Consider the following 23780-nt stretch of genomic DNA (forward strand, 5'->3'; position numbering starts at 1 on the left):
GCCGCGGACGCCCACGCCGCGGTTCCCCGCGCTCGGCCCGCTGCGGGGCCGCACGCCGCGAACGCTCGGCCTCGAGTGCCTCGTCGTGATCTTCGTCGGTGTAGCGCGGAATGACTGTGGTGTCGTCGTCGTAGTCCTCCCATGCTTGGTCGTTTCGCCGGTAACGCCGCTCAGCCTCGCGCTGACGGAAACGTTCCTCGGCTCGCGCCCATCGATCCGTCATGCACCGTCTCCGGAATCAGACGCCGCTTCGGCCGACTTCAACACCGCACTCCGTTCGTCCAACCATCCCTGCAGGATCGCTACGGCGGCCGCCTGATCGATCACCTGCCGCTGGCCACGCGCGCGAACTCCACTGTCCCGCAATGCACGTGCAGCTGACACCGTAGTCAAACGTTCGTCGGAAAGTCGGATAGGCACGGGTGCTATGACTGCGCGCAAACGCTCCGCGAACGCCATCGCCGCATCGGCTGCGGTCCCCTTTTCCCCGCGCAATGTCCGTGGCAGACCGACGATGACCTCGACGGCTTCGTATTCCCGCACAATTTCGGCAATTCTGGAAATGTCGCTTGCCGGTCCGGGCGCGCGCTTATTCGGCTTCGCGCGCGCCACCGTTTCCACGGGCGTGGCGAGCATGCCGTCCGGGTCACTGGAGGCGACCCCGATTCGGACACTGCCGACATCGATGCCGATCCGCCTGCCGCGGCCGGGATCGGTGTCGGGCGAGGGACGATGACTCTCCGAGTCGCCCATCACCCGGCGAGTTCGGCCACCCGGGCACGGACCGCGGCCAGACCGACTTCGATACCCGCGGGGTCCGAACCGGCGCCCTGCGCCATCTCCGGCTTGCCGCCGCCGCGACCGGAAATGCTCGGGCCGAAGCTGGCGACCAGATCGCCGGCCTTGAAGCCGAGATCCTGCGCGCTCTTGTTGACCGTCACGACGAAGGGCACCTTGCCATCGGCATTGCCGAGCAGCACGACGACCGCAGGTTCGGTGCCGAACCGGCCACGGATATCGGTGGCGAGGGTGCGCAGGTCACCGGCGGTGACACCTTCGGGCGCGGCTGCGGCCACCAGCAGCACGCTGCCGACCCGCTCGGCCTCGTCCACGAACTTGGCCGCCGAGGCGAGCACCGTGGCGATCTTGGTGCGCTCGAGTTCCTTCTCGGCCACCTTCAGCCGCTCCACGAGCTGCTCGACGCGCGCAGGCACCTCCTCCGAAGGCACCTTCAGCGAGGACGCGACACCGGCCAGCAGCGCACGCTCCTTCGCCAGATACTTGTATGAGTCCAGGCCGACGAAGGCCTCCACACGTCGCTTACCGGAACCGATCGCCGATTCGCCGAGCACGGTGATCGGGCCGATCTGCGAGGAATGCTGTACGTGTGTACCACCGCACAGCTCCATCGAGAACGGTCCGCCGATCTCCACCACGCGCACCTCGTCGCCATAGTTCTCGCCGAACAGCGCGAGCGCGCCCATCTGCTTGGCCTTGGGCAGATCGGTGACGAAGGTGTTCACGGGGAAGTCCGAGCCGACCGCGTCATTGGAGACGGCCTCGATATCGGCCTTCTGCTGTTCGGAGAGCTGGCCCTGCCAGTTGAAGTCGAAACGCAGATAGCCGGGCTTGTTCAGCGAACCGGCCTGCACGGCGTTCGGGCCGAGCACCTGCCGCAGCGCGGCATGCACCATATGCGTGCCGGAGTGGCCCTGGGTGGCGCCGTGGCGCCAGGCCGGATCGGCTTGGGCGAGCACGACGTCACCCTCGGTGATCTGGCCCTGTTCGACCGTGGTCTTGTGCACCCACAGCTTCTTGGCGATCTTCTGCACATCGTTGACGCGTAGTTTGAGGCCCTGCGCCGTAATGGTGCCGCGATCGGCGATTTGACCACCGGACTCCGCGTACAGCGGGCTGCGGTCCAGGATCACCTCGACGTCCTGGCCGATGGTGGCGGTCGGCACCCGGACACCGTCGGCGATCAGCGCGAGGACGTGCGCCTCGGAGGTCAGCTCGTCGAAACCGGTGAATTCCGTTGCGCCGCGGTCGACCAACTCCTTGTAGATGGACAGGTCGGCATGGCCGTGCTTGCGCGCCTGTGCGTCCTCCTTGGCCATCTTCCGCTGCTCGGCCATGAGCGAGCGGAAGCCCTCCTCGTCGACCGACAGTCCGGCCTCGGCTGCCATCTCCAGGGTCAGCTCGATCGGGAAGCCGTAGGTGTCGTGCAGTTTGAAGGCGTCCGAACCCGGAATCGTCTTGCCGCCCTTGGCCGCAACCTCATCGACGGCATCGGCGAACAGCCGGGAGCCGGTATTGAGCGTCTTGAGGAACGCGGTCTCCTCACCCACCGCGACATTCTCGATCCGCGCGAAGTCGGTGGCGAGTTCCGGATACGACGGGGACATCAGCTCGCTGACGACCTTCATGAATTCGCCGATCACCGGCTTGTCCGCGCCGAGCAACCGGGCCGAGCGCACGATCCGGCGCAGCAGGCGGCGCAGCACATAGCCACGGCCCTCATTGCCCGGGTTGACACCGTCGGCGATCAGCATGGCCGAGGTGCGGGCATGGTCGGCGATGACGCGGAAACGGCGATCGTCCTCGTGTTCGACACCGTAGGACCGGCCGGTCAACTCCTCGGCCTTATCGATGATCGGGCGCAGCAGGTCGGTCTCGTAAACGTTGTCGACGCCCTGCAGCAGCAGCGCGATGCGCTCGACGCCCATACCGGTATCGATATTCTTCTTGGGCAGCGATCCGACCGGCGGGTAGCCGAGCTTGGGGCTCTGCTCACCGCGGATGTCCTGCATGAAGACCAGATTCCAGATCTCCAGGTAGCGGTCCTCGTCGGCGACCGGGCCGCCGTCCCTACCGTATTCGGGGCCGCGGTCGTAGTAGATCTCCGAACACGGGCCACCCGGGCCGGGCACACCCATATCCCAGTAGTTGTCCTTGCCGTCGCGGAATTGGATCCGCTCCTTCGGGATGCCCGCGACCCGGTGCCAGATCTCGGCGGCCTCCGGGTCGGATTCGTAGGCCGTCACCCAGATCCGCTCCGGATCGAAGCCGTAGCCGCCGTCCTCCTGCGACTTGCTGATCAACTCCCAGGCGAGGGTGATGGCGCCCTCCTTGAAGTAGTCACCGAAAGAGAAGTTGCCCGCCATCTGGAAGAAGGTGTTGTGCCGGGTGGTGACGCCGACCTCTTCGATATCGCCGGTGCGCACGCACTTCTGCACACTGGTCGCGCGCGGGAACGGCGGCGCCTCCTGGCCCAAGAAATACGGCTTGAACTGAACCATGCCCGCGTTGACGAACAACAGGGTCGGGTCGGCCAGGATCAGCGAGGCACTGGGCACCTCGGTGTGTCCGGCACGGACAAAATGGTCCAGGAATCGCCGTCGGATCTCGTGGGTCTGCACAGATATCCAGCCTACCGGTGCCCCGCATCCCCTTTTTCAGCGACCGGGTGCTGCCGCACACTTGCCGCGGCCGTCAAAGGACCCGGGACTTCAGGGGCTCGGTATCCATCGCGATACCGACCTGATCAGGTATGCACCGACGCAGTCACGATAACGCCACACATGTTCGGAGAGCGGCTGGGCGCCGCGCACACCGTCAGCGTCCGCGGACGATTCTGCGTAGCTTCTCGACCCGGCGTTGGATATCGCGTTCGACACCGTGGTCGGTCGGGGTGTAGTAGTCGCGGCCGACGATTTCGTCGGGTGGATACTGTTGGGCCAGTACGCCGTCCGGGTCGTCGTGCGGGTATTTGTAGCCCTGGGCGTTACCGAGGGCGGCGGCTCCCGCGTAGTGGCCGTCGCGTAGATGTGCCGGGACCATACCCGCCTTGCCTGCCGAAATATCGGCGAGCGCGGCACCGAGCGCGGCAGGCACGGCACCGGATTTGGGGGCCGTGGCCAGGTGAATCGTCGCGTGGGTCAGGGTGAGCTGGGCTTCGGGCATGCCGATCAGCTGCACGACGTGTGCCGCCGCGACCGCGGTCTGCATCGCCATCGGATCGGCCATGCCGATATCCTCGCTCGCCGAAATCACCAGGCGCCGGGCGATGAAGCGAGGATCCTCGCCCGCGCTGAGCATGCGAGCCAGATAGTGCAGTGCCGCATCGACATCCGAGCCGCGAATGGATTTGATGAAGGCGCTCACCACGTCGTAGTGCTGGTCTCCGGCACGGTCGTAGCGCACGGCCGCCTTGTCCACGCTGGCCTCGACCAGATCCACATCGACGGTACCGTCCAACGAGGATTCCGCCGATGCCTCCAGCGCGGTGAGCGCCCGGCGCGCGTCACCACCCGCGATCCGCACGATGTGCTCGAGCGCGGCCTCGGTCACCGTGTACGCGCCGCCGTAACCACGCGGGTCCGCGAGCGCACGATCGAGCACCAGCCGGATATCGGCCGCGGTGAGCGACTGCAATTGCAGTACCAGCGAGCGCGACAGCAGCGGCGAGACCACCGAGAACGACGGATTCTCGGTCGTCGCGCCGACCAGCAGTACGATCCGGTTCTCCACCGCGGCCAGCAACGCGTCCTGCTGGGTCTTGGAGAAGCGGTGCACCTCGTCGATGAACAGCACGGTCTGCTCGCCCGCGGTGAGTCGGCGGCGGGCCACATCGATGACCGCGCGCACCTCCTTCACCCCGGCCGACAAGGCCGACAGCGCCTCGAAGCGCCGACCGGTGGCCTGCGAAATCAACGACGCCAGCGTCGTCTTGCCGGTTCCCGGCGGCCCGTACAGCAGCACCGACGCCGCGCCCGAACCCTCGATCAACCGCCGCAGCGGCGAGCCGGGTCCGAGCAGATGCTGTTGGCCGACCACCTCATCCAATGTCGCGGGCCGCATCCGCACCGCCAGCGGCGCACCGGCATCGCGGCGCACCACACTGTCGATGGAGTGTCCGGTCGGAACCTCATCGCCGGGCACGTCGAATAAGCCTTCGCTCACACCGAGCACGTTACCGAGGGGGACCGACACCTCCCCAACGCTGCTGCGCGGAAGGTCCGGGACGGCGTCGATTTGCCTGCCGACCGTGGATCGGCTGTGATCGCAGCCGTGGCTGAAAACGTCGTCGTTCCAGATTCCGAAATGTTCGCTCGACGCACTCTGCTGAAGGGTGGTGCCGCGGCGACCGTCGCCGCGATCGCGATCGCCACACCCGCCCGCGCCGAGGGACCGATATTCCGCCACGGCGTGGCCTCGGGTGATCCACTGCCGAACGGCGTGATCATCTGGACTCGGGTCACCGTCTCCGACGACGCGACGCCCGGTTCCGGCATCGGCGAATCGGCGGCGGTGCGCTGGGAGGTGGCCGTCGATGAGCGCTTCGCCTCGGTAACCGCAGCCGGAATCGCCACGGCCACAGCGGATTCCGATCACACCGTCAAAATCGACGTGACCGATCTACAGCCCGGCAGCGCGTACTTCTACCGCTTCACCGCATTCGGCGTGCACTCCCCCATCGGGCACACCCGAACCGCGCCCGCCACCACCGCGTGGGTCGACCAACTGCGCTTCGGCGTGGTGTCCTGCTCGAATTGGGAGGCCGGATACTTCAACGCGTACCGACATCTGGCCGACCGCACCGACCTCGACGCGATCGTGCACCTCGGCGACTACATCTACGAATACGGCCGCGGGAAATACGGCGGACGCAACGGCGCGGTGCGGACACACGAGCCCGCCAACGAAATCGTCACCCTCGCCGACTATCGCATTCGGCATGCGCAGTACAAGACCGATCCGGATCTGCGCGCGCTGCACGCGCGAGTACCGTTCATCTGCACCTGGGATGATCACGAATTCGCGGACAATGCCTGGTCCGGCGGTGCGAACAACCACGATCCGGCCACCGAGGGCGACTGGCAGCAGCGTCGCGCCGCCTCGGCCCGCGCCTATCTCGAGTGGATGCCGGTCCGGGCGAGCAGTTCGGGGGCCGACGTCCAGATCTATCGACGGCTGCGTTTCGGCAACCTCGCCGAATTGTCCATGCTCGACCTGCGCAGCTACCGCGATCAGGAGGTCGAACCGGTCGCGGGCTGGCGCGAGGTCGACAACCCGGCGCGCACTATAACCGGCAAGGCCCAAATGGATTGGCTCACTGCCGGTTTGACGTCGGCGCCGGTGCAGTGGAAGCTCGTCGGCAATTCGGTGATGATCGCGCCGCTGATATTCCCGCCGCTGGAACCGGCGACCACCGAGGCCATCACGACCATGATGGGTGTGCCGCGATCCGGCGTTCCGGCCAATGCCGACCAATGGGACGGCTACACCGCCGACCGTCGCACACTGTTCCAGTCGATCACCGATCAGCAGGTGGGCGATGTCGTCTTCCTGACCGGCGATATCCACTCCTCATGGGCCGCCGACCTGCCCGTCGACCCGGCGAATTATCCGGGCGGGCCGACGGTGGGCGCGGAATTCGTGGTCCCGTCGGTGACCTCGTCGAGTCTCGGCGAGCTGCTGAAGGCGCCGCCGCGCACGGTCGCGGTCCCGGTCGAGGAGTCCGTCAAGGGGGTGAATCGGCATCTGCGGTACGTCGAGATGGAGTCGCACGGCTATGGCGTCCTGGAGGTCACCCCGGCCCAGGCGCAGATGGACTGGTTCTACGTCACCGACATAACCGATCCCGATTCCGGCGTGCGTCACGGTGCTTCGTTCGCCGTTCGTTCCGGTGGACGCGTCGAGCCACGCCCGGGACCGGTCGCCTGATCGCTCGGGAGGGTCCGCATAGGCACGACTTGCGAGACTCCGCGCGATTCCAGGAGCAGAATTTTTCTCGCGAAGGTTGTCGATTTCCGTCGAGCTCGATCGTCGGAACGAATACGACGGCCCGATCGGCGGGCCGGCGCAACCCGAAGGAGCGAGATCATGAGCCAGTACCTGGTGCTGATTTACGAGGACGAGAACGCGTACGCGACCGCATCGGAGCAGGTCATGGGCGAGGTCTACCAGGCGCACGTGACCTTCCAGGAGATCGCGGGCGACGCCCTGCAGGGCGGCAACGCCCTCCAGCCGACCGCCACCGCCACCTCCATCCGGCAGAAGGACGACGGCGATTTCACCGTGACCGATGCCCCGTTCGCCGAGGCCAAGGAGGCGCTCGGCGGCTACTACCTGATCGAGGCCGCGGATCTGGACGCCGCGATCGCAGTGGCCAAGCAGGTGCCCGCCCGATTCGGCGGCGTCGAGGTGCGCCCGATCATGACCTTCGACTAGCCCTGTGCCGATCGATACCGATGCGGCTGCCGCCGTCGACCGGGCGCACCGTCGCGAGTGGGCCTTCGTGCTCGCCGCGACGGTGCGGCTGGTCCGCGATTTCGACCTCGCCGAGGAATGCGTCCAGGACGCCTACGCGCGGGCACTCACCGAGTGGGCCGCGCACGGCGTTCCCGCCAAACCCGGCGCCTGGCTGACCACCGTCGCCCGCCGCCGCGGCCTCGACCTGCTGCGCCGCGATTCGACCATGCAGCGCGCACTGCCCATGCTGATCACCGACCAGGCCGGCGACACCGCCGATCTCGCACTCGCGGAACTGGATTCGGCATCCGCCATTCCCGACGACCGGTTGCGTCTGATCAGCACCTGCTGCCACCCGGCGCTGGCCCGCGAGGCCCGGGTTGCGCTGACCCTGCGTCTGGTCTGCGGTGTCACCACCGCCGAAGTCGCCCGCGCCTTCCTCACCAGCGAATCGACCATGGCGGCCCGAATTACGCGCGCCAAGAAGAAGATCGCGGTGGCGCGCATTCCGTATCGGGTGCCGTCGGTGCGTGAACTCCCGGACCGGCTCGATGCCATCTGCGCGGTCATCCATCTGCTGTTCACCACCGGTCACACCGCGCCGTCGGGTGACGCGCTTGTTCGTGCCGATCTCGTCGAACGGGCGCTCCAACTTGCACGAATGATGCATGCGCTCGTCCCTGACGACCCTTCCGTCACCGGCCTCCTGGCCCTGATCCTGCTCACCGACGCGCGGCGCGCCGCCCGCGTGGATGCCGAAGGGCGCCTGTGCACTCTCGAACACCAAGACCGCTCCCGCTGGGATCACGCGGCCATCGCCGAGGGTATTACCTTGGTGAAAACCGCTCTGCCACATACGGATCGGTACACCCTGCAGGCCGCCATCGCCGCCGTCCACGACGAGGCACTGTCCTGGGCGGAAACCGACTGGCGTGAGATCACCGGCCTGTACGTACTCCTGCTCCGAATCTGGCCCGCGCCAGTGGCGCGCCTCAATCACGCGGTAGCAGTGGGCCTTTCCGGCAATCCGACACGAGCGCTCGCCCTACTCGACGCTCTCGCCGCCGAACCGTCCCTCGCCACCTACGGCTACCTCGAAGCCTCCCGCGCGGCCTTTCTCACCCAATTGGGCCGCACCACCGAAGCCGCCCGAGCCTATGAATCGGCGCTACTCCTAACCGAAAACACCATGGAACGAGCCCACCTCGAATCCCGCCTATCCGACCTCACGGCCTGACGCAGCCGAGTAGGAGCGCTATTCCGACCAGCGCTCTTCGAGCATCGCCGACACATCCTCGGCGAAATCCCCGACCGCGTCGTCGCCGGTGCAGCGCGCGTCCTCCGCCAGGGCGGCCCAGCGGTTGATCAGGGCTTCCGAGCGCGGAACGGAGAGGCCGTGTTCGCGGGCGGCGGCGATGCGGGTGTGGTCGGCCGGCAGGAACCAGTAGGTGGTGAGCCAGACCCAGATGAGACGGGCTTCCAGGATACGTTCGGCGAGTACGGCATCGTCGGCCAGGGCGGGCCAGACGCCGACGACCTCGGCGCGCCATGCTTCGACCATTTGCTTGGCGCGCTCGCGGGACAGTTCGAAGTCGCACAGGCAGCCGGGGAAGGAGACCAGCGCGTAGGCGATGTCGAGGGTGGCGTCGCGATAGCCACCCCATTCGTAGTCGAGGAAACGTGCGCCCTCTTCGTTGAGGATGACGTTGTCCGGGCACAGGTCCGAGGGGCTGAATGCACGGAAGCGACCCGCGGAGAACAGGCGATTGCCTCGAACGATCCGCTCGGCGATCTCACCGGGAACCTCGATGCCGAGTTCGCGCTGCAGCATGCCGGGCACCTCGGAGATGGCGGCCTCGGCCTGTTGCGCGATGCCGTCGACCCGGTGCACCACGTCCACCCGGCGCAGCAGCGCGACGAAATCCGCTTCGCGCCCGACGGTTGCCGCATGCATCCGACCCAGCGCCTGCGCGAACGCCATGAGCCCGTTGCGCGTCGCCGGTTCCGCACCGGATTGCAGCACCTGTGTCATCCGGGCGTTCTCCCCGAGATCACTCAGGACGAGCAGCCGATCCGGGAGGCTGTGCGCGATCACGTATGCGCCGGGCCGCTGTTCGCGGCTGAGCGCGGTGGTGAACTGATACGACACGGCCTCGCGTAGAAACGCGGAGTCGATGCTGGCGACGCCGGGCGCTAGACCACCCGTCGTGCGGTCCGCCGCGGATCCGCGAACCTGCTTGACGATGAGCGTCCGGGGCAGGGAGAAGGCGTTCTCTGAAACACGCACGCGTAGGACCGTCGTCCTACCACTACCGCTGAGTTCCATCGGATCGCTCAGCTTTACCGGAGCACCCATTCGCTTTGTGAGCAACTGCTGTGCTGCGGACACGACTTCGGCGGCGCGTTCGGCCAATAGTGCGGTCATCGCTAATCAAGCTACTCGCACCGGGTCACTTCTAGCGAGCGGTTACACAACCTTTCCGCGTCGTTCGGCGTGTCTGCGTCAAGGTTGCGGAACGGGCGCTGGTTGCTTGACACCATTGCGGCTGTCCGGTTTTCTCATCGTCAACTGCCGTGCGCCACACCGCAAACCAGTTGCGTCGAAAGGTCTGCAGACAATGTCCGACTCACCGTCGCCCAAGCCGAACGAACCAACCGGCTCGCCCGAACCGAGCGGCGGCGCGCCTGACGAAGGTGACGGCGAACAGTTCGCCGCGCGTCCGGGTCAGCACGAAAGTCCGAATCCGCAACCGACGGAACCGAGCACCGGACACGGCAGGCACGAGATGGCCGGACCCGCGGGCTACCCACAGTTCGAGGGTCCCGGCGCAGCGCAGTACGGTAGTGAACCGGTGGAGCCGCCACCGCCGGTCGGCGCGCCCGGACAACCGGGACAGCCGAGCTACGGCCCACCGGGAACCGGTCCCGGCTCGGCGCATCCCGCATCGATGCCCCCTGGCGCGATGCCGCCCGGAGCTGCCGCAACGGCTGCTGGAGCGGTCCCGCCGGGCGCAATGCAACCCGGCTTCGATCCGGCCGGCGCAGCAGCGCCCGGCCTGGCGAAGCCCGGCACCATGCCGCCCGGTGCCGTACCTCCCGGCGCAATGCCGCCTGGCGCAACGCAACCCGGTTTCGAACCGGTCGGTACGATGCCTCCCCCCGGCGCAATGCCTCCGGGCGCTCAGCCCGGCGCGCCGACCTACGGCTACCAATCCGCCCCCGGCGCGCCGACGACCCTCGATGTCGGCAATGCCCTGAGCTACGGCTGGGAGAAGTTCCGCGCGAATTTCGGCCCCTGGCTGGCCGTTACCGCGGTCGGCGTGATCATCTATCTCGCCTTCGTGCTCATCGTCCAGGCCGTGCAACCGAATTCGCTGTTCAGTCTATTGCTGATCTTCCTCGCGGTCATGGTCGCGATCTGGCTGTTGCAGGCCGCCATGATCCGCGGCGCCCTCTACGAAACCGATGGCAACAAACCGACTTTCGCGTCCTACTTCCATTTCGTGAATGCGGGCAATGTCCTCTTGACAGCCCTGCTCGCCTTCGCGCTCACCTGGATCGGCGCGGCGCTGTGCTTCGTGCCCGGTCTGATCGCCGGATTCCTGTGCATGTTCTCACTGCACTTCGTCGTCGATCAAGAACAGGGTCCGTTCGACGCGATCAAGTCCAGCGCGACGCTGGTCATCGCCAATATCGGGCAGGTGCTGCTACTCGGCCTCGCCGTGCTGGTCATCACCTTTGTCGCCACCCTGCTGTGCGGCTTCGGCCTGCTGGTCGCCGGACCGGTGTGCACGATCGCGGTGACCTACGCCTACCGGGCACTCACCGGCGGCACCGTGTCTGTGTCCTAGCCTCCGGTGTGCTGGGCGCATCTGCTCCCAGCGCACCGGAACATCGGCCCCGCAACAGAATTGGTGGTCACTTCGAGGGCAGTGACCGCATCCACCACCACTGCTTGAACCGGGCGATCGGTCCCCCCTCGCTACCCGCGCGCGGGCGCAGCGCCAGCACGAGCACCCCGGCCGTGACAATGCCGGCCAGGTTCACGGCGAGCTGCCCCGCCGACATGAACGCGACATGCCACTCCCCCAGAGTCGCCGCGATCACCGCGAATCCGGCCGCGGGGACGGTGGTGACCGAGATGAACACCCCGACCAGTGCCGCCGATTTCGCGGTCACCACCGCCAGCATGCCTGCCGCACCCGCCAGCAGCGCGACCACCAGTGAGAACGGCCCGACCTCATAGATGAAGTCGACATTCTCGATGGCTTCCACCCCGGTCGGCGTGATCCAGCCGAACTGCTCCCACAGCAAGGTCGCCAACAGCGTGATGACCATCGCCACGGGAAATGCCACCAGCAGTGCGATCGCCGACCTGCGGGCGAGCAGGAAATCGCGCCGCCACAGCCCCACCGAAAAGGCTGCCAGCGGCCCGAATTCCGGCCCGACCACCATCGCGCCGACGATCGTCACCGGTGAGTCGGTGGCCACGCCGACGGCCGCGAGCAGGCAGGCGATGGTGAGGAAGGCGACGAAGGTCAGCGTCAGCGAGGACTCCTCATGGGTCTGGGCGAGCAGTTCCTCCCACACCACCGCATCGGTCGGATCGCCCGGAGCCTCTTCGACCGCCCGCTCACCCGCATCGGAAATCACCGTCTCGACGGGGCCGAGCGTGATGCCGCCGGTGTGTTTGATACCGAGCGTGGTCAGATCGGCGAGCACATCATTGGCGGCCTCACGCGCGACATCGGCCTGGATCAGGTCACCGACGGGCTCGACGGCGACACCGCGCGCCAGCGTCACATGCGTGACGCCCGGGTCGGCACTCAGCACCGCCATCACCTTGTCGGTGAGTTCGGGCGGGCTGATCATGCGCAAGTGCAGCAACGGGACCCCCTCGTGGTCGGCGTCGATGCGACAGCATCGGCGATATTGACCAAAAAGTACCGTTCAGGCGACCGCCTCGCTATCCAGCGAGACGACCCGCACCGTACTCGTCATGCCGACCGATGACGGTCGAAAGCGGGTCCGAGCCGCCGCGAACGTCCGGCCTACTCGGCGGCGCCCTTCGCCTCGCCGTCCTTCTTCTTCTCCGGCTTGAAGTCCAGGCCCGCTTCCTTGCGCTGCTGCGCGGTGATCGGCGCGGGCGCATCGGTCAGCGGATCCACACCGCCACCCGTCTTCGGGAAGGCGATGACCTCACGGATCGAATCCATGCCGGCCAGCAGCGCGGTGATCCGGTCCCAGCCGAAGGCGATACCGCCGTGTGGCGGGGCGCCGTAGGAGAACGCGTCGAGCAGGAAGCCGAACTTCTCCTGCGCCTCGTCGTGCCCGATGCCCATCACATTGAAGACGCGCTCCTGCACATCGCGGCGATGGATACGGATGCTGCCGCCGCCGATCTCGTTGCCGTTGCAGACGATGTCGTAGGCGTAGGCCAGGGCCTTGCCCGGGTCGGTGTCGAACGTGTCCAGCGACTCCGGCTTGGGTGAGGTGAACGCGTGGTGCACCGCGGTCCATGCCGAATGACCAAGTGCCACATCGCCACTCGCGGTCGCCTCGGCGGCGGGTTCGAACATCGGCGCATCCACGATCCACACGAACGCCCACGCGTTCTCATCGATCAGACCGCATTTGCGCGCGATCTCGCCCCGCGCCGCACCGAGCAGCGCGCGCTGCGCCTTGGCCGGGCCCGCGGCGAAGAACACACAGTCACCCGGTACCGCGCCGACATGCTTCGCCAGGCCATCGCGCTCGGATTCACTGAGGTTCTTGGCGACCGGACCGCCGAGCGTGCCGTCCTCCTGCACCAGCACATACGCCAGCCCCTTGGCGCCGCGCTGCTTGGCCCACTCCTGCCAGGCATCGAGCTGACGCCGGGGCTGACTCGCGCCACCGGGCATCACGACCGCGCCCACGTACTCCGCCTGGAACACCCGGAACGGGGTCTCCTTGAAATATTCGGTGCATTCGGTGATCTCGACACCGAAGCGCAGGTCCGGCTTATCGCTACCGAAGCGGCGCATCGCTTCCGCGTAGGTCATATGCGGAATCGGGAACGGGATCTCGTAGCCGACCAGCTTCCACAGCGCTTCCAGGATTTCCTCGGCGACCAGGATCACGTCCTCCTGGCGCACGAAGCTCATCTCGAGGTCGAGCTGGGTGAATTCGGGCTGGCGGTCGGCGCGGAAGTCCTCGTCGCGGTAGCAGCGCGCGATCTGGTAGTACCGCTCGATACCAGCGACCATCAGCAGCTGCTTGAACAGCTGCGGGCTCTGCGGCAATGCGTAGAAACTGCCCGGCTGCAGGCGCGCGGGCACCAGGAAGTCGCGGGCACCCTCGGGCGTCGAGCGGGTCATCGTCGGGGTCTCGACCTCGATGAATTCATGACGGGCCAGCACCGCGCGGGCGGCCGCGTTGACCTTCGAGCGCAGCCGGATGGCCTTACCCGGCGCCTCGCGACGCAGGTCGAGGTAGCGGTACTTGAGGCGGGCCTCGTCACCGGGCTGCTCGTCGAGCTGGAACGGCAACGGCGCACTCTCGTTGAGCACCTCGAGCTCGGTGACGTTGACCTCGATGGAACCGGTCGGCAGCTCCGGGTTCTCGTTGCCGTCGGGCCGCTGCTCGACCACACCGGTGACCTGCACGCAGAATTCGGCACGCAGTTTGTGTGCCTGCGCAGCGGGCTCGCCCTCGCGGAACACCGCCTGCGCCACACCCGACGCATCGCGCAGATCGATGAAGATCACGCCACCGTGGTCACGACGCCGGGCCACCCAGCCGGTGAGGGTGACGGTCTGACCGGCGTGCTCGCTTCGCAGCGAACCAGCCAAGTGGGTGCGCAGCACGGGATTCCTTTCGACGAATGTGACACCGGCAGGGCGATCCGGTGCGGTTGCCATCGTAGTGAGACACATATCCCGAGAGGAAACCGATATCGCCGCCCCGCGTGCGAAGCTGTAGACATCAGGTCGTCGGTCCGCAGGTTTGGACCGAAACCGGGCAGTACCGCACACGTTCCCACCAGGGTGCGAGACAGCAGGGGCCGCGAACACGCGGCGCCGCAGGCGCCGCAAATCCAACACAGAAAGCGGAGCAGATGACCTTCAACGAAGGCCTCCAGATCGACCCGGATCGGGCTTCATCCGGCGGTGGACCCGGAATGGGCGGCAAGCTCGCCCTCGGCGGTGGTGCCGGGGGTCTCATCCTGCTGGTAGTCGGCCTGTTGCTCGGTGGGGATCCCGGTTCGCTGCTCGGCCAGTTGAACGGCAGCGAGAGCAGCACTGTGCAGCCCGGCACCGCGGGCACGCCCGCGCACTGTAAGACCGGCGCGGACGCCAATAAGTACGTCGACTGCCGGGTGGTGCTCACCGCACAGAGCCTCGACGCGGTGTGGGCGGCACAGCTGCCACAGCAGACCGGCAAGAAGTATTCGAAGCCGAAGCTGGTGTTGTTCTCCGGCGCGGTCTCGACCGGTTGTGGCAATGCGACCAGCGCGGTCGGCCCGTTCTACTGCCCCGCCGACCGGACCGCCTACTTCGACACCGCCTTCTTCCAGGAACTGGTCGACCGCTTCGGTTCCAGCGGCGGTCCACTCGCCCAGGAGTACGTGGTGGCGCATGAGGTCGGCCACCACATCCAGAATCTGCTCGGCGATATCGGTCGGGCCCAACAGGATCCGCGCGGACCGGAGTCCGGCGCGGTGCGCACCGAACTCCAGGCCGACTGCTACGCGGGCATCTGGGCCCACTTCGCCGACAAACAGCCCGCCCCCGGCACCGATCAACCGTTCCTGAAAGCCCTGTCCGACAACGATATCCGTGACGCCCTCTCCGCCGCGTCCGCCGTCGGCGACGACCGGATCCAGCGTGCCGCCCAGGGGCGCGTCAACCCGGAGGCCTGGACCCACGGGTCCTCGGACCAACGCCAGAAATGGTTCATCACCGGCTACAAAACCGGTCAGGTCCAAGCATGCGACACGTACTCGGCTGCCGACCTGAACAACCCGTCGGCCTTACGCTGATCGCCGACGGATCGTCGATAATCGAGGCCAGTTGGACTGTGGCACAGCGTAGATAGGGATTTCATGCGGAGAACGAAGTCGGCACTGCTGTTTCTCGTCGTGGCGCTCGCGGGTAGTTGGGGTGTCGCCTCAGCCGAACCCGCTGCCGACGCACCACAACCGCCCACCCCGGCACTGCTGACACTCACGACCATCCCGAGCGGTTGGTCCGAGCGGGTCGACCTGCGCCCGGTGCTGCAGATCTACGCCGACGGCCACGCGGTCGCACAGCCCGACGCCGCATCCACCACTCGCGCCGCCGACACCCCACCGCAGCGGCTCACCGGCACCATCCCCACCGACGTCCTGAATGCCGCGCTGGCGGAAACCAAATCACTCGCCGCCCTCGACCTCGGCATGCCCAGCGCCACCGACCAGGGCACTCAGATCATCGACCTCATGCCTGCGCCGCCCGACCAAGACGTCCATGTCCTCATGTACGCCCCCGACGCGACCGAGAACCTCACCTTTGACCAACAAGCCAACCGCAAACGCTTCACCGACCTCTATCGCAAACTCGTCGACGCCTTCACCCGAGACCACTGAGCCGGTTGTCGACCTCGGTAGCGATCGCCACGAGGAAGGCCTGAGGTACCGCGACACTGTTCGGACGTATGCACAGAACACCAATGCCCCTTCCACTCGAAATCGAGCGGGGGCATTGGAGAACTCCTTCGGACTAGAACTGGTCCTGTTCGTAGTCCGAGCTGACCAATTCATCCGGGTGGGTCGCGCCGATGACGTCCGGAGTGGACTCACCGAGTGGCCCGGTGAGGTCATCGTTGCCGGTGCGGCTCTGGTACGGGTCCACATTGCGGGTGTGCTCGTCGTCGTTGCCGCCGCGTTGGCCGGTGGCGCCGGGGCTGCCGCCCATGAAGGAACTCCCCGAGCTCGCCGCGCTGGTCGACGTACCCGTACCCAGGGATGTGCCGGACAGGCCCGAGACCCGGCTGATGGGTGACACGGTGCTGCCCGGCGTGCCGGTCACCTTCTGCGTCGACGGCGAGCCCGACGTGCTCGGCGAACCGGAACGGCTTCCGATACCGCTCATACCCGAGATCCCCGAGGTGGTGTGCCCGGTATTGGTCGATGCCGCCGTGGTGGACGTGCTCGGTGACCCGGAGGTGCTGGAACCGTCCAACAGGCCTGCGGCATTGGTCGACGCATCCTGCGCGACGGACTGCGCCTGTTCCATGATCGGCTCACCGATGTTCTGCATGACCGCCTGCGCGACCTCCTGCGGCGCGGGCAGACCGCTGGTCCCGAGGAGCTGGTTCACCAGACCGGTCAGCTCGGCGGTCTTCCCGGCCAGGTCACCGCGGGTGGCATTGGCGACCGCGACGGCCGATCCGAGATGTTCGGTCGCGGTCGCGATGAGCGCGGCCTGACCGGGCGGCGTCAGCGCCACCGGCACGAGTGCGGTTGCCTGCGTGGCGAATTCGCCCGCGATACCCAACAGCTGCACATTGCCCTGCTGCACCACCGCGGCGGCCCGCTGGGTGAGTTCGGAGATATCGATACCGCGCTGACTGGTGTCCTGCCCCTGGGTCTGCGCGGTGGTGCTGGCGGCCTGCGCCTCGCGGGACGACTGGCCCTGCCACAGCTGCTCGACGGTCTGCAGACCACCCTTGCCGACCGATACCGCGGCCTCGATGATCTTGGATGACTGACTGAGAATCGCAGTCGGGTCGAAGGCTCCGATGACGCCGGTGCCGAAGCTGTTGAGCAGCTCCAGGATCGGCTGGAACAGCGTATCGATTCCGGGAATCCCGGGAATCGATAGCCCCTGCATCAGCGCCGCGACCGGATCGGACGGAATATTCGTCGCCGCTGCGGCCGCCGCCGCTCCCTGGTTGCTCGCCCCGCCGAGCGCACTGCTCATGGCACTCTGCGCCTGTTGCGCCGCGCTCTGCGCCGCCTGCACCACCGGCGCAGCCGCATGGCTGATCGCGGTCTGCGCATCCGTAAACGCCTGCGACACATCGGGCGGCACCACACCGGACAGAATCGCGCTCGCGTCGGGGGTCGAATTGCCGTTGAGCCCAGGCATACCCGCCGGCATGGTCCCCAGCTGCGGCGAATCCTCGGTGATCTTGCGCGCGAGCACGAATTCGGGCGCCTCGATCGGCGGCAGATCCGCGGGCAACTGCGGCAGCGACAGATCGCTCAATCCCTGCGACGCGTTCTGCAGTGCGTCGACGGCGGTGTTCTGCGTCGCGATCACGGCCTCTTCGATCGCCACGCTCTGCTGATCGGGTGCGATCACGCCGGTCGCGCCGGTATCCATCGGTCTCATGCCCCGCCTCCGACCTGGTCGGCGATCGCGTTCAGTACGCCCGCGTTGCCGAAGTCGGTGGTGTCGAACGCTCCGGCCGCGGTGAACGCGGACTTGGAGAGCTTGTCGTATTTGGCCGACAGATCATTGATGTCCTTGGCCTGCAACACCTGTGCCGCGGCGAACGCCAACAGATAATCGGCGCCGATCAGACCGAATACCGGTGTGAGCGCCGCAACGTTCTGCACGGCATCGAAATTGCCCGCTCCCGCGATCTCGCCGGCGACCCCGGCATTGGTCGCCGCGAATGCTCGGACCGCATCGGTCTCCACCGAGAGATCAGCCATCGAGTTGCACCCCCCAAATCGTCGTGAACTGTAGTTCCGTGTTCATAGCGTCGATCAACATCTACTCCCTGCCCGCACCGGCAGCTCGGCTGCGATCGGGCCCCTGCGCAGCTGCGGGTCGGTACCGGCGCCGCTGCGGTTGCGCTCAATATAGCGGACCCCACCGGCAAGTTTCGAGCCCAACGCGGCCGCCGGAACGGAACTGGAACAGGTTGCAAATTAGAACAAGTTCTATATTCTCGATCACATGAAGGTCGCAGTGACCGGCGCAGCCGGCTACCTTGGCACGAATCTGCTCAGCCTGCTGGTCGAACGAGGACACGAGGTCACAGCAATCGATCGCGTCGTTCCGGAGCAGCGGACGGACCCGAGCGTCACCTGGGTCTCCGGCAATGTGCTCGACCCCGAATCCATGCGCACCGTGCTCGCCGGCGCGGAGATCGTTTACCACCTCGTCGCCGTGATCACCCTGGCCGAGCAGCACGACCTGGCATGGAAGGTCAATACCGAGGGTGTGCGCGTCGTCGCCGAGGCGGCCCTGGATCTGGGCGTGCGCCGGATGGTGCACGCGAGCTCCATTCACGCGTTCAACCAGTACACCTGCGGCGGCCGCATCGATGAGACCTCGGTGCGCTCGACCGATCCCGGCCTGCCCGTCTACGACCGCTCCAAATGGGCGGGCGAAATCGAACTGCGCAAGGTGATCGAACAGGGCCTGGACGCGGTAATCTGCAATCCCACCGGCGTCTTCGGCCCGCTCGACTACAGCACCCCGCTGTCCAGGATCAACCGCACTCTCAAGGACGCCGCCCGAGGCCGGGTACCCGCGATGATCGGCGGCGGCTTCGATCTGGTCGACGTCCGCGACGTCGCGAAGGGCCTGATCCTGGCCGGCGAGCGAGGCCGGACCGGCGAGAACTACCTGCTCGGCGGTTCGATGATCTCCATGCTCGACCTGTGTCGCACCGCAGCGGAGTGCGGCGGCAAGAAGGGTCCGAAGTTCTCCATCTCGCCCAAGGTCGTCAACGGTTTGATTCCGGTGCTCGAACCGATCGGCAAACTGCTCAAGACCGATATCGTATCGAAGGCGGCACTCGGCGCATTGGTCTCCGCCCCGATCGTCGACCACGGCAAGGCCGAGCGCGAAATCGGCTATCAGCCGAGGCCCATCGAGGAGACCGTGCGCGACCTGGTCACCTTCTTCACCGATCCGAAGCAGCTCACCGCACCTGACGCCCGACAGATCGCTTGACACTCTTTAGAACACATGTTCGACTGATGGGGTGCGGTGGCAAAGCCAAACCCTGGATGCCGACGACGGCGCCCTGCCCGGTCTCGACCGGGCGGGTTTCGTGCGCACCGTACAGACCCCCGAATTCGAGGGCATCACGTTCCACGAGGTGCTGTGCAAGAGCGCGCTGAACAAGATGCCGGAGGCGTCGAATCTGCCGTTCCATTGGACGATCAATCCGATGCGCGGCTGTTCACACGCCTGCCGCTACTGTTTCGCGCGTCCCACCCACGAGTATCTGGACCTGGACGCGGGCCGGGATTTCGATTCGCAGATCGTGGTGAAGACCAATATCGCCGCGGTGCTGCGCAAGGAACTCGGCCGGCGGTCCTGGCATCACGAACCGGTCGCGCTGGGCACAAATACCGATCCGTATCAACGGGCCGAGGGCCGATATCGGTTGATGCCCGGCATCATTCGCGCGCTGACCGATTCCGGCACACCGTTCTCCATTCTCACCAAGGGCACGCTGCTGCGCCGGGATCTGCCGCTGCTCACGGCGGCGGCGCGCAAGGTCCGGGTGAACATCGCGGTCTCCATCGCGATCCTGGATATGGATCTGCACCGCAGCCTGGAATCGGGTACGCCATCGCCCAGGGCGCGGCTGGAGATGGTGCGGGCGCTGGCCGATGCCGGGTTCGAGGTGAATGTGATGGTCGCGCCGGTGATTCCATATCTCACCGACAGCCGCGCCCATCTGGACGCATTATTCGGTGCGATCGCCGAGGCCGGGGCGGTATCGGTGGTCGCATTCCCGATGCATCTGCGCGGCGCCACCCGTGGCTGGTTCCTGAGTTGGCTGGCCGAGGCGCATCCGGCGCTGGTGCGCCGCTATCGCCAGCTCTATGGCCGCGGCGCCTATGTGACGCCGGAATATGCGTCCTGGCTACGTGAGCGGGTGCAACCACTGCTCCAGCAACACGGCCTCACCCGCGAGCACACCACGGAGCCGCAGACACAACCCCCGACACCGCTGCCCAACGACACGCAGCTGGCCCTGTTCGCGTAAAGCATTTCACAAGCAATTCCCGCACACGGCGGAGTAGGTTGGCCAATGGCACCTCCCATCGGACGAGGAAGTGAAGCAGGCATATGGTTTCCGACCAAAGTGATGTCGCCACAGCGAAATTGGAAAAGGTCGTAATTCGGTTCGCCGGGGACTCCGGTGACGGAATGCAGCTCACCGGTGATCGCTTCACGCACGAGGCGGCCGCATTCGGCAACGACCTCGCCACCCAGCCCAACTTCCCGGCCGAAATCCGGGCGCCACAGGGCACGCTGCCCGGCGTCTCGTCCTTCCAGATCCAGATTGCCGATTACGACATCCTCACCGCGGGCGACCAGCCCGACGTGCTGGTCGCGATGAATCCCGCCGCGCTGAAGTCCAATCTGGAGGACCTGCCGCGCGGTGCCACCCTCATCGTGAACACCGACGAGTTCACCAAACGCAATCTCGGCAAGGTCGGCTACACCACCGATCCGCTCGACGACAACACACTGAGCGATTTCGTGGTCCACCGCGTGCCGATGACCTCACTCACCCTCGGCGCGACCGAGTCGACCGGTGTCGGCAAGAAGGACGCCCAACGCGCGAAGAATATGTTCGCGCTCGGCCTGCTGTCCTGGATGTACGGGCGCCCGATCGGCGGCACCGAACGCTTCCTGCGCGAGAAGTTCGCCGCGAAACCGGATATCGCCGAGGCGAATCTGCTCGCCTTCCGCGCGGGCTGGAACTACGGCGAGACCACCGAGAGCTTCGCAACCACCTTCGAGGTGGCCCCGGCCAAACTGCCGCCGGGCACCTACCGCCAGATCACCGGTAATACCGCGCTCGCCTACGGCCTCGTCACCGCGGGGCAATTATCCGGGTTGCCGGTCTTTCTCGGCACCTATCCGATCACGCCCGCTTCCGACATCCTGCACGAACTCAGTAAGCACAAGAATTTCGGCGTTACCACCTTCCAGGCCGAGGACGAGATCGCGGGCATCGGCGCGGCCCTCGGCGCATCGCTCGGCGGCGCGCTCGGCGTCACCAGCACCTCCGGCCCCGGGCTGGCGCTCAAGAGCGAAACCATCGGGCTGGCGGTGATGACGGAACTGCCGTTGGTGATCGTCGACGTGCAGCGCGGCGGACCGTCCACCGGACTGCCGACCAAGACCGAACAGGCCGATCTACTGCAGGCGCTCTACGGCCGCAACGGGGAATCGCCGGTCGCCGTACTCGCGCCGCGCTCCCCCGCCGACTGCTTCGCCACCGCGGTGGAGGCGGCCCGCATCGCCCTCACCTACCGCACGCCGGTGCTGTTGCTTTCCGACGGATCGATCGCCAATGGCTCCGAGCCGTGGTCGATTCCGCGGGTCACCGAACAGGAGCCGATCGATCCGCGCTTCGAACCCGAGGCCGAGGAGGGCACGCCGTTCCAGCCCTACTCCCGTGATCCCGATACTCTCGCCAGGCCGCTCGCGGTGCCGGGCACCGCCGGTCGCGCGCACCGGATCGGTGGACTGGAGAAGGCTGATGGCAGCGGCAATATCTCCTATGAGCCCGGCAACCACGAACTGATGGTTCGCCTGCGGCAGGCCAAGATCGATGGCATCACCGTCCCCGATCTCGAGGTCGACGATCCGGACGGGCGGGCCGAACTCCTGCTGATCGGCTGGGGCAGTTCCTTCGGGCCGATCGGCGAGGCGTGTCGGCGTGCACGCCGTCGCGGCGTCCCGGTCGCGCAGGCGCATCTGCGATATCTGAATCCATTGCCCGCCAACCTCGACACCGTGCTGCGGAGCTATCGGACGGTGGTCGCACCGGAAATGAACGGCGGTCAGCTGGCCATGCTGCTGCGGGCAAAGTATCTGGTGGATGTGCAACCGTGGACGAAGATCGCGGGCACGGCATTCTCCGCACAGGAACTCGTCGGGGTGATCGATGCGGCACTGGACGGGTCGCTCGAAGATATGGAACACGACAAGGCGTTCGCGGCACGGGCGCGGGCCACGTACTCGGCTGGGGGTAACTGATGACGATCGTCGAAACCTCGCTCCTCGGAACCGATCTGGGTCTCACCGGACTGTCGGGAGTGCCGTCCGCGGACGGGCCGCAGAAGGTCAAGGACTTCACCTCCGATCAGGAGGTGCGCTGGTGCCCCGGCTGCGGTGACTACGTGATCCTGGCGACGGTGCGCGGCTTCCTCGCCGAACTCGGATTGCGCAGGGAGAACCTGATGTTCGTCTCCGGGATCGGCTGCTCGAGCCGGTTCCCGTACTACCTCGAGGCCTACGGCATCCACTCCATCCACGGCCGCGCGCCCGCCATCGCGACGGGGCTCGCGGTGACCCGGCCGGATCTGTCGGTGTGGGTGGTGACCGGTGACGGTGACGCGCTGTCGATCGGCGGCAATCACCTGATCCATGCCCTGCGCCGCAATGTGAATATGACGATCCTACTGTTCAACAACCGGATCTACGGACTCACCAAGGGGCAGTACTCCCCCACCTCGGAAGAGGGCAAGATCACCAAGTCGACGCCGATGGGGTCGGTCGACCATCCGTTCAACACGCTGTCGGTCGCGCTCGGCGCGGAAGCCAGCTTCGCGGCGCGCGCTCTGGATTCCGATCGGGCGGGCCTCACCGAGGTGCTGCGCGCTGCCGCCGAACACCGCGGTACCTCGTTCGTGGAGATCCTGCAGGACTGCCCGATCTTCAACGACGGTTCCTTCGACGTGCTGCGCAAGGGCGATGCCGAATCCCGCCTCGTCCCGCTGCACCACGGTCAGCCGATCCGTTTCGGCGCCGATGGCGAATTCGCCGTGGTACGTGCCGGTTTCGGGCTCGCGGTGGTGCGCACCGACGAGGTGGAAGAGTCCGAGATCATCGTGCACGACGCCTACACCGACAATCCGGAGTACGCCTACGCGCTCTCGCGCCTGTCCGACCAGGACCTCGGCCACGTGGTCACCGGCATCTTCCGCGATGTCACCCGGCCCACCTACGACGATGCGGTTCGCACCCAAACCGCCATGGCGCGGGAACGCAAACCGGTACAAGAGGATTCGCTGCAATCGCTGCTCAATGGTTCGGAAACCTGGACCATCAGCTAGGCAGGCCGAGCCGATCGGCGAGCGTGCCGAGGATGCGGTGTAGGTCGGCACGCTCGGCGGTGGTGAGATCCGCGGTGGTCTCGGCGTCGATCGCATGTGCGGCGTCGAGGCATTTACGCAGTAGTGCACGGCCGTGGGGGGTCGAGCTCAGGTTTTGACGGCGGCGATCCTCCGGATCCCGCAGTCGTTCGATGGCCCCGAGGGACTCCAGGTGGTCGGCCAGTGCGACGACCAGACTCGGCGCGACGCGCAGTATCTGCGCCATCTCCATCTGCGATGTCGTACCGTTGGCCGCCAACACATTCAGCATTCCGGCATGTTTCGGCTTGAGCCCGAGACTCGACACATCGGCGCTGAAGCGGTCGGTCAGGAACGCACCCAGCAGTCCGAGCCGGAAGGTGATGGTCTCCGGCAGCTTTTCTGCCTTGACGTTCTTCATAGCCAGCATAATACT

19 protein-coding genes and 1 pseudogene are annotated in these 23780 nt (G+C 66.5%); 10 read left to right on the forward strand and 10 right to left on the reverse strand.

Features of this window, described 5'->3' with window-relative positions:
- From ON44_RS19855 to ON44_RS19870, 4 genes and pseudogenes are all read right to left on the reverse strand, one after another.
- Positions 1-223 (reverse strand): annotated as a pseudogene (locus tag ON44_RS19855) (endolytic transglycosylase MltG); the annotation flags it as partial.
- Positions 220-753: a Holliday junction resolvase RuvX gene (gene ruvX / locus ON44_RS19860; protein ID WP_040692253.1), complete on the reverse strand. Its 534-nt coding sequence runs from the start codon at positions 751-753 to the stop codon at positions 220-222. The pseudogene ON44_RS19855 and the gene ruvX, both read right to left, overlap by 4 nt.
- Positions 753-3419, reverse strand: coding sequence for an alanine--tRNA ligase (gene alaS, locus ON44_RS19865; protein ID WP_040692256.1), 2667 nt, complete (start codon positions 3417-3419; stop codon positions 753-755). The genes ruvX and alaS overlap by 1 nt, the downstream gene beginning before the upstream one ends.
- Positions 3420-3615: 196 nt before the next feature.
- The gene (locus ON44_RS19870) at positions 3616-4962 is read right to left on the reverse strand and encodes a replication-associated recombination protein A (RefSeq protein WP_373283181.1); all 1347 of its coding nucleotides are present in this window, start codon (positions 4960-4962) and stop codon (positions 3616-3618) included.
- Positions 4963-5103: 141 nt separating this feature from the next.
- Between ON44_RS19870 and ON44_RS19875 the strand changes: the two genes are divergently transcribed.
- The 3 genes from ON44_RS19875 (at position 5104) to ON44_RS19885 (ending at position 8491) form a co-directional block, all read left to right on the forward strand.
- Complete coding sequence (locus tag ON44_RS19875) at positions 5104-6726, forward strand: alkaline phosphatase D family protein (RefSeq protein ID WP_040692283.1); 1623 nt, start codon at positions 5104-5106, stop codon at positions 6724-6726.
- A 159-nt stretch (positions 6727-6885) separates the two neighbouring features.
- On the forward strand, positions 6886-7233 hold the full coding sequence (locus ON44_RS19880; RefSeq protein WP_040692258.1) for a YciI family protein: 348 nt from the start codon (positions 6886-6888) through the stop codon (positions 7231-7233).
- A gap of 4 nt (positions 7234-7237) precedes the next feature.
- Entirely contained in the window at positions 7238-8491 is a 1254-nt protein-coding gene (locus ON44_RS19885) for an RNA polymerase sigma factor (protein ID WP_306306499.1), read from the forward strand.
- A gap of 18 nt (positions 8492-8509) precedes the next feature.
- On the opposite strand, the gene ON44_RS19890 is transcribed toward ON44_RS19885, so the two are convergent.
- Complete coding sequence (locus ON44_RS19890; RefSeq protein ID WP_040692259.1) at positions 8510-9679, reverse strand: phosphotransferase family protein; 1170 nt, start codon at positions 9677-9679, stop codon at positions 8510-8512.
- Positions 9680-9872: 193 nt separating this feature from the next.
- On the opposite strand from ON44_RS19890, the gene ON44_RS52675 reads away from it, so the two are divergent.
- The gene (locus ON44_RS52675) at positions 9873-11105 is read left to right on the forward strand and encodes a DUF2189 domain-containing protein (protein WP_245567239.1); all 1233 of its coding nucleotides are present in this window, start codon (positions 9873-9875) and stop codon (positions 11103-11105) included.
- Positions 11106-11172: 67 nt separating this feature from the next.
- Here the strand turns inward: ON44_RS52675 and ON44_RS19900 are convergent, their stop codons facing one another.
- Positions 11173-12141, reverse strand: a complete 969-nt coding sequence (locus ON44_RS19900; RefSeq protein ID WP_051182215.1) for a DUF389 domain-containing protein — start codon at positions 12139-12141, stop codon at positions 11173-11175.
- Positions 12142-12305: 164 nt separating this feature from the next.
- Entirely contained in the window at positions 12306-14102 is a 1797-nt protein-coding gene (gene aspS, locus ON44_RS19905) for an aspartate--tRNA ligase (protein WP_040692292.1), read from the reverse strand.
- A 251-nt stretch (positions 14103-14353) separates the two neighbouring features.
- Between aspS and ypfJ the strand changes: the two genes are divergently transcribed.
- Both ypfJ and ON44_RS19915 read left to right on the forward strand, forming a co-directional pair.
- Complete coding sequence (ypfJ, locus tag ON44_RS19910; RefSeq protein WP_040692261.1) at positions 14354-15277, forward strand: KPN_02809 family neutral zinc metallopeptidase; 924 nt, start codon at positions 14354-14356, stop codon at positions 15275-15277.
- Between the two features lie 63 nt (positions 15278-15340).
- Positions 15341-15862, forward strand: a complete 522-nt coding sequence (locus ON44_RS19915; protein WP_040692262.1) for a hypothetical protein — start codon at positions 15341-15343, stop codon at positions 15860-15862.
- A gap of 133 nt (positions 15863-15995) precedes the next feature.
- On the opposite strand, the gene ON44_RS19920 is transcribed toward ON44_RS19915, so the two are convergent.
- Both ON44_RS19920 and ON44_RS19925 read right to left on the reverse strand, forming a co-directional pair.
- Positions 15996-17612, reverse strand: a complete 1617-nt coding sequence (locus tag ON44_RS19920; protein WP_040692264.1) for a hypothetical protein — start codon at positions 17610-17612, stop codon at positions 15996-15998.
- Positions 17609-17938, reverse strand: coding sequence for a type VII secretion target (locus ON44_RS19925; protein WP_040692265.1), 330 nt, complete (start codon positions 17936-17938; stop codon positions 17609-17611). Before ON44_RS19925 ends, ON44_RS19920 begins: the two co-directional genes overlap by 4 nt.
- Before the next feature lie 247 nt (positions 17939-18185).
- Here ON44_RS19925 and ON44_RS19930 point away from each other — a divergent pair, with 247 nt between their 5' ends.
- From ON44_RS19930 to ON44_RS19945, 4 genes are all read left to right on the forward strand, one after another.
- Entirely contained in the window at positions 18186-19190 is a 1005-nt protein-coding gene (locus ON44_RS19930) for an NAD-dependent epimerase/dehydratase family protein (protein ID WP_040692266.1), read from the forward strand.
- A 31-nt stretch (positions 19191-19221) separates the two neighbouring features.
- On the forward strand, positions 19222-20238 hold the full coding sequence (locus ON44_RS19935) for an Rv2578c family radical SAM protein (protein ID WP_040692268.1): 1017 nt from the start codon (positions 19222-19224) through the stop codon (positions 20236-20238).
- A gap of 83 nt (positions 20239-20321) precedes the next feature.
- Entirely contained in the window at positions 20322-22247 is a 1926-nt protein-coding gene (locus ON44_RS19940; RefSeq protein WP_040692270.1) for a 2-oxoacid:acceptor oxidoreductase subunit alpha, read from the forward strand.
- Positions 22247-23326, forward strand: coding sequence for a 2-oxoacid:ferredoxin oxidoreductase subunit beta (locus ON44_RS19945; protein ID WP_040692272.1), 1080 nt, complete (start codon positions 22247-22249; stop codon positions 23324-23326). The genes ON44_RS19940 and ON44_RS19945 overlap by 1 nt, the downstream gene beginning before the upstream one ends.
- On the opposite strand, the gene ON44_RS19950 is transcribed toward ON44_RS19945, so the two are convergent.
- Entirely contained in the window at positions 23319-23765 is a 447-nt protein-coding gene (locus ON44_RS19950) for a MarR family winged helix-turn-helix transcriptional regulator (protein WP_040692295.1), read from the reverse strand. The genes ON44_RS19945 and ON44_RS19950 overlap by 8 nt on opposite strands.
- Positions 23766-23780: the final 15 nt, after the last annotated feature.

The organism is Nocardia vinacea NBRC 16497 (assembly GCF_000308835.1).
GTDB classification, from domain to species: domain Bacteria; phylum Actinomycetota; class Actinomycetes; order Mycobacteriales; family Mycobacteriaceae; genus Nocardia; species Nocardia vinacea.